This is a genomic window from Hyphomicrobium sp. (assembly GCF_035572195.1).
Classification (GTDB): Bacteria; Pseudomonadota; Alphaproteobacteria; order Rhizobiales; family Hyphomicrobiaceae; genus Hyphomicrobium_B.
The window spans coordinates 1-5,989 of the sequence record NZ_DATNBA010000040.1 but is presented as its reverse complement, the minus strand read 5'-3'; the positions used below and the strand labels follow the sequence as shown (position 1 = coordinate 5,989).

The window sequence follows — 5,989 nt, the reverse complement described above, 5'->3', positions numbered from 1 at the left end:
GACCGGAATCCATGAAATACGCCCCCCACGCAATTTTGGCTGATCTTAGTCAGCATGCTGCGCATTAGGCCAATCACAAAATATGGACGCGAAATTCCCCGTCAATTCAATAGTCGACTTTGGACAGGGGGATGCCAAAATACTCTCGTCCGACCCGTCATCCTCGGCCGAGCGCGCCGACGGCGCGTCGAAGGCCGGGGATCCAGCGCAAGACTCGTCGAAGTCGCAATAGTGAGCCTTCGGCAATTCTTGCGCTGGATCCCCGAACGGTCTCGCAGGCTCACCCATTCGAGGACGACGAAAAAATAAATAATCCCCACCCTCGACGTGTGCCGCAGTGCTCCGCGCGTGGCGGCCGGGTGCGCCCGAAGTCCGTGCCTGCGGCCGGCTCCGCGCAAGCGGAGTCGCAGGCACCAACAAAAACTCCACGCGCCAACAAATAACTCTTACTGCTGCGCTTGCAGGGGTGGTTCGCGGTCGTCGATGAACACGTAGCGGCTCAGCCGGTGGCGTGACTCGCTCTGACGCTTTTGATCGATCTCGCCGTTGATGTCGGCCTCGATCAGCGCCGACATGACGGTGTCGAAATACGTAGCGGTATCGCGCAGAAGCACGATATCGACGCCGGCATTCAAGGCTTTGATCGCGGCGCCGCCGATACCGTCTCTCGAGCCCGTCACGGCGCCCATGCTGAAATCGTCCGTGATCAGCAGGCTGTCGCCATCCTGCCAACGCGACCGCAACACGCTATTGATGACGGCATCGGAATAAGATGCCGGCGTCGTCTTATCGATGTCGCCGACGCGCACGTGCCCGATCATCGTTGCGACGCCGGGTTGGTTCATGACGCGGCGGAACGGCACCCAATCGTTGAGTTCGAGCTTGGTCTCGCTCGCCGTGATCGCGCCTTGGGAGACGTGCGTGTCGTGCATCACACGTCCGAGTCCGGGGAAATGCTTCAGCGTGCAGATGATGTTGAATTTCGTCAGGGCATCGCAATACCAGCCCGCCACCTTCGCAACGAGAAACGGATCGCTGCTGATCGCGCGCCAGTAGAGGCGCGTCTCGCCGTCGTCGCGGCCTGGACCACCGAGCCGCAAATCGACGACGGGGCCGAAATTCATCGTGATGCCCAGGCGCTCCAGTTCGTGCGCTTGCTCATCGGCGTAGGCCCGGACGGCCTTTTCGCGATCGCCGTCGGTTTTCAGCGGAGAGATCAGCTGGCCGAGGCTCGGTTGCCGTTTCAGTGGCGGCGACAGCCTCGAAACGTAGCCGCCCTCTTGGTCGGCGGCGACGAGCAGACGCGGCAGATTTTGGGATTTGCGAATATCCTGGAGGCCTCGAATATCCTTGGCGATGTCGTCGGCCTTTCGTCCTCGAACGATTTGGTCGGTAATGAAGATGCCGGCAACGGCACGTTTCTCGACAAGAGTTTTGACTTCGGAAAAACTTTCAAACCCGACCATGAGGCGACGGCCGAGGCGTTCGAGGCGGACGGGATCGGAGGCGAGGATTTCGGCGCGCGTCAAAACCTTGCGAGGACGTTGAGCTGGACCCGGCGCATTTTCGGCGCTCTTGTCCAAGGGCGCATCCGGTATGGCCTGTATTGCAAGGCGCCGTTTGCGATTGGCCCTCGCAGCAGCCCGATATGCCGCTCTACGCCTCGCGGCGCTGCGCCGTGCCCGATACGTCGCCGCGTGATGCTTCGGCGTGGAGAATTTCCGGTGCGCCGAACGCGCGCCCGCTGGCTCAGGCTGAAGCGCCAGCAGCGCCATCGCGAAGCCAAAGACCAAAAGGGCAAACATCGAAGTTCGAGACATCACGGGCTACAGTAGCTCACAGAATGCGACGCAGAGCGGTATCATCACGTTAAGCTTGCCGAGCGCCCGCGGCCCTCGGCGCGTCGTTAAGATCAGTAAATTCTGACCGGAAAATAGCGCTGTACGAGCTCGTCGAAGCGCCCGGACGCACGCACCTTGTCGAGAGCCTTATTCAGTAGATGGCGGATCTGCGGATCGTTCTTTGGCACGGCTATGGCAATGCCGTCGCCGAAGAACTTCGGCTCGAGGAACGGCCCGCCGCGCATTTCGCAACATTGCCTCGACAGGGTGCCGTTGAGCCAAAAGGCGAGTGAAATACCGTCGTCGAACAGGAAGTCGACCTTGCCTTCCGTCAGGGCCTGGCGAGCCAGATCGGCGTTCTCGTAGATGGTAAGCGGGCTGTCGCGAAAGAACGCCTTGAGGAACGCTTCATGTGCCGTGCCGCGCGCCACCGCGATGCGTTTTCCGTCGAGGCCGCTCGGCGTCATATCGACCCGTGGCGATTCCTTGCGGCCGGCAAAACGACCAGGCGTATGGAAATATCGCTCGGTGAAGGCCACGTCGCCGAGTGCCGCGGCGGTCACCCTGTGCGCCGCGATGACGGCATCGGCTTCGCCGCGTTTCAAATCGGGAAAAAGTTCTTCCCACGGCCGCGCTTTGATATCGCAGGGCGTGTTGAGTTCCAGGCATATGGCGCGCGCGAGATCGACGTTGAAACCGACAAGCACGCCGTCCTCGTCGTAGAAATTGAAGGGCGGGAAATCGCTGTCGGTCAGAAAACGGATGACGACGCGGCGTGGCGCGGCTTCGGCGGGAGCTTGTGCCGCTGCTTCGTCGCCAAGCTTCGGCGAAACGGCATCTTCTGCGAGCGCCGTTCGAACGAGCCCTCCGAGGGCAAGCATCGCGACGGCAACCGTCACAGCAAATCGCGGTTGGATATGCAGTTTAACGATCATGTCACTCTGCCTGCCGTCGCTGTCGGCCGCCGAAAAAAAATGTCCGGCAAACACTTAGTTCGATTGCTGGTTTGAAACCAGCGCCTATACTGCGCCCGTGGTCGGATGAAGGCGGTCTTTTTTGTGGGGCCCGGCCAGGTGCATGCATGGCCGTTGCCGGATCAGAGACGCCTGTCGCGCGGCGCCGCCGCATGCCGCCACGCGTCGCCCATGGTCGACCCACGTCAGGGGAACCTTTCCAGCGCGACATCGGACAGCTGGATCGCGCGGTCAATGATTTGCGGCGCCGGGCGCCGGATTTGTCGGCAGCGACGCCGCTTCGCCGTTGGCAGCAGCTCACACTTCTTGCCGTGCCGGCGTTGCTGACGGCTGGACTGATAGCGCTCGATGGGGCGGGACTTTATGTGTGGTCCCTGATTTTGGCGTTACCGTTTTTCATGATCGCCCTCGTTCGTTTCACCGCAGTGTGGCACGCCCTGTGGCGGCCGCTACAACGGTCGAAGCCGATGCCGGCAGACCGACGCTACGACAGCCGGCTGCCGACGTTTTCCGTGCTTTTACCGCTCTATCGCGAAGGGCGCGTCGTGCCGGCCCTGATTGAGGGAATGGCACGCCTCGACTATCCGTTCGATCGGCTCGAAATTCTGTTCATAACCGAGGCCGACGATCAGATGACCCGCCGGGCGCTGCTCAGCGCCGGCCTGCCGCCCAACATGCGGATCGTGACGGTGCCCAACGGACAGCCGCGAACCAAGCCTCGGGCACTGAACTATGCCTTGCAGGATGCGCGCGGCACGCTGGTCGCGGTATTCGACGCTGAAGACATTCCGGATGCGAGCCAGCTGCGACGCGCCGCCAGTGCCTTCATCGAAGGCGGACCACGGCTCGCCTGCGTGCAGGCGCGGCTCTCGATTTATAATGCTGACGAGTCGTTCTTGAGCCGTCAATTCGCACTTGAATATTCGGCATTGTTCAACGGTTTGCTCCCGGCGCTCGGATTTCTCAGGCTGCCGCTTACGCTCGGTGGAACGTCGAACCACTTCCGGCGCGATCTTCTGCTGAAGATCGGCGGCTGGGACCCCTTCAACGTCACCGAAGACGCCGATCTCGGCATTCGCCTCGCCCGCTTTGGCTATGAAGTGTCTGTTATCGATTCAGAGACGATGGAGGAAGCGCCCGCGTCCTGGCGCGGTTGGCGGGGGCAACGTACGCGCTGGATCAAGGGTTGGATTCAAACTTACCTGGTCCACATGCGACGCCCGATGCGTCTCTGGCGTGACCTCGGCCCGTGGAAATTTGCCGGCTTTCAACTGACGATCGGCGCCACGATTTTATCCTTGCTCGTGCACCCATGGTTCTACGCGCTGGCCGCTTTGCACGGTTCCTTCGGCGGCCGCGTGGTGCCGGAAGGCGATCTGCTCTTGTGGGTGTCGGGATCAAATCTCGTGGCCGGCTATGGCGCGGCCATGCTGCTGACGATGGCCACGGCTATCGCATCAGGCTCGGCGCGCCGGCTGCTGTCGGTCATCTGGCTGCCGCTCTATTGGCTGGCGATGTCGTATGCCGCCTATCGCGCGGTGCTCGACCTGATCGTCAGGCCTTTCTACTGGGAAAAGACGACGCACGGCACCAGCAAACAAAAACCACCGCGTCGGGTTCGGGTGCGTAAGACCTGAGAGCCGATCTGTGCCGTGAGATCTGGAGCGGGCGAAGGGAATCGAACCCTCGTATGCAGCTTGGGAAGCTGCCGTTCTACCATTGAACTACGCCCGCAAAGCCCGTGGGCCTGAACTCGACCAAGCTTATAGCCGACTTTTTTGATCACGAAACGACGGAAAATGCAGCAAAAAAGCGAAGGGGAGAAAATGCATCCTGAAATGGCGCTGAACGAGGCGAGCGATCGTCCGCGGCGCAACGTGGCCGAACCTGTTACCGGACAAACATGAGCATAAAGTCACAGCATAAATAGAAAGGCGGGGAAGACTGGAAAACATGAGGGACACTGACGAACGGACGGCACTAGAGAAGGAGGAGGAGTAACCTCAAACTAGGCATCCCATGAAAAATATGATTTGCAACGTCTATCTGACCGGCTCGTCGGGGCAAAGCTTCGGGATGTTTTACTTCGGGAAGGATTTTTTTGTCGGCGCGGATATTGGAGGCATTAAATACGACGGCACGTTCGTCCAACAGCAAGACGGTTCTTTAGAAGGGACCGTGAAGTTCGTGATACCGGCGGGCACCCAGTTGATTACCGGAATGGCTGCGGGGTCTGAGCCACAGCAGGTTGCCGGGCCATTGAACCTGCCGAAAGACTTTGCGACAAGCAATAGTATCGTGCGCATCGACACCCCGGCAGGTCCGGTCATGGCTAGGTTTGAGATGCTGCGAGAGGTACCCTGATGGCAGAGTTCTGGGACATGCAGTTCAAAGATTGGCTCAGCGTCGCCATTCTCGTCGCGACAATCGTTGCCATCTATTATGGGCCTATTCGAGCGGTCGAAGTGAGTCGGAATAATGAAAAGGAAGATGGCAAGAGAGAGCGCAAGCTCTCGGTCTTCCATAATTTGATGAAGACCAGGAAATTCCAGTTGTCACCTGATCATGTCAGCGCGTTGAACCTAATCCAATTAGAGTTTTACGGGGAAGATAAAGTCCAACAATCGTACAAGACCTACATGGGGATATTGAACGGCGCATGGCCCAAGGGGGACGATCCGGCATTGGCTAGGCATGAAGAAGCGCGCGAAGCAGCGCTCTACGATCTCATTCACGATATCGGCGAAGTGCTGGACTTTAAGATGGACAAACAAGAGTTGAAGCGACTCGGCTACGGCCCGCAAGGCTGGGAGACGGACGAAACCCAGGCGAGAGCAGTTAGGCATTACCTGGTTGAAGTTTTATCGGGCAAGCGCGGATTGCCCATCGTGGATTATGTCAAGACCGTCCACATAGGCGGCAAGTTTCCTCCTCCACCATAGTGACCGGCCTCGAACAGCGAAAAGCCCCGGCCGCATCGAGTCGGGGCTTCATTTGCTAGACAGCGCCCATCTGTCTCTTCGCGAGGAGATCGCGAATTTCCTTCAAGTAAACCTCCGTCGGCGTGGGTGGCGCGGCAACCGTCGGTTTCGGCTTTTTCATGTGATTGATGCCCTTGACGAGCAGAAAGATTGCGAAGGCCGTGATCAAGAATTTGATGACGGCGTTGAGGAA

At 59.4% G+C, this 5,989-nt stretch carries 6 protein-coding genes and 1 tRNA gene; 3 read left to right on the top strand and 4 right to left on the bottom strand.

All coding sequences use genetic code 11. The annotated features are described in order from the left end of the window. Positions 1-446: 446 nt before the first annotated feature. Positions 447-1,805 carry a glycoside hydrolase family 3 N-terminal domain-containing protein gene (locus VN623_RS03865; protein ID WP_325568306.1) on the bottom strand — a complete coding sequence of 453 codons (1,359 nt, stop codon included), beginning with the start codon at positions 1,803-1,805 and terminating at the stop codon, positions 447-449. A gap of 107 nt (positions 1,806-1,912) precedes the next feature. Next, complete coding sequence (locus VN623_RS03860) at positions 1,913-2,776, bottom strand: transporter substrate-binding domain-containing protein (protein ID WP_325568304.1); 864 nt, start codon at positions 2,774-2,776, stop codon at positions 1,913-1,915. 146 nt (positions 2,777-2,922) lie between these two features. Between VN623_RS03860 and VN623_RS03855 the strand changes: the two genes are divergently transcribed. Beyond that, entirely contained in the window at positions 2,923-4,452 is a 1,530-nt protein-coding gene (locus tag VN623_RS03855) for a glycosyltransferase (protein ID WP_325568302.1), read from the top strand. 23 nt (positions 4,453-4,475) lie between these two features. On the opposite strand, the gene VN623_RS03850 is transcribed toward VN623_RS03855, so the two are convergent. Continuing rightward, positions 4,476-4,549 (bottom strand) — tRNA-Gly (locus VN623_RS03850). Positions 4,550-4,834: 285 nt separating this feature from the next. Between VN623_RS03850 and VN623_RS03845 the strand changes: the two genes are divergently transcribed. Together VN623_RS03845 and VN623_RS03840 are read left to right on the top strand one after the other, a co-directional pair. After that, complete coding sequence (locus tag VN623_RS03845) at positions 4,835-5,179, top strand: hypothetical protein (protein ID WP_325568300.1); 345 nt, start codon at positions 4,835-4,837, stop codon at positions 5,177-5,179. Beyond that, on the top strand, positions 5,179-5,757 hold the full coding sequence (locus tag VN623_RS03840; RefSeq protein ID WP_325568298.1) for a DUF6680 family protein: 579 nt from the start codon (positions 5,179-5,181) through the stop codon (positions 5,755-5,757). Before VN623_RS03845 ends, VN623_RS03840 begins: the two co-directional genes overlap by 1 nt. Positions 5,758-5,812: 55 nt before the next feature. Here the strand turns inward: VN623_RS03840 and VN623_RS03835 are convergent. Next, a partial coding sequence (locus VN623_RS03835) for an MscL family protein (protein ID WP_325568308.1) occupies positions 5,813-5,989 on the bottom strand: 177 nt, incomplete at its 5' end.

Coding starts and splice junctions, on each gene's coding strand:
- VN623_RS03865 (WP_325568306.1), bottom strand. CDS start 1,805: ATGTTTGCCCTTTTGGTCTTTGGCTTCGCGATGGCGCTGCTGGCGCTT.
- VN623_RS03860 (WP_325568304.1), bottom strand. CDS start 2,776: ATGATCGTTAAACTGCATATCCAACCGCGATTTGCTGTGACGGTTGCC.
- VN623_RS03855 (WP_325568302.1), top strand. CDS start 2,923: ATGGCCGTTGCCGGATCAGAGACGCCTGTCGCGCGGCGCCGCCGCATG.
- VN623_RS03845 (WP_325568300.1), top strand. CDS start 4,835: ATGAAAAATATGATTTGCAACGTCTATCTGACCGGCTCGTCGGGGCAA.
- VN623_RS03840 (WP_325568298.1), top strand. CDS start 5,179: ATGGCAGAGTTCTGGGACATGCAGTTCAAAGATTGGCTCAGCGTCGCC.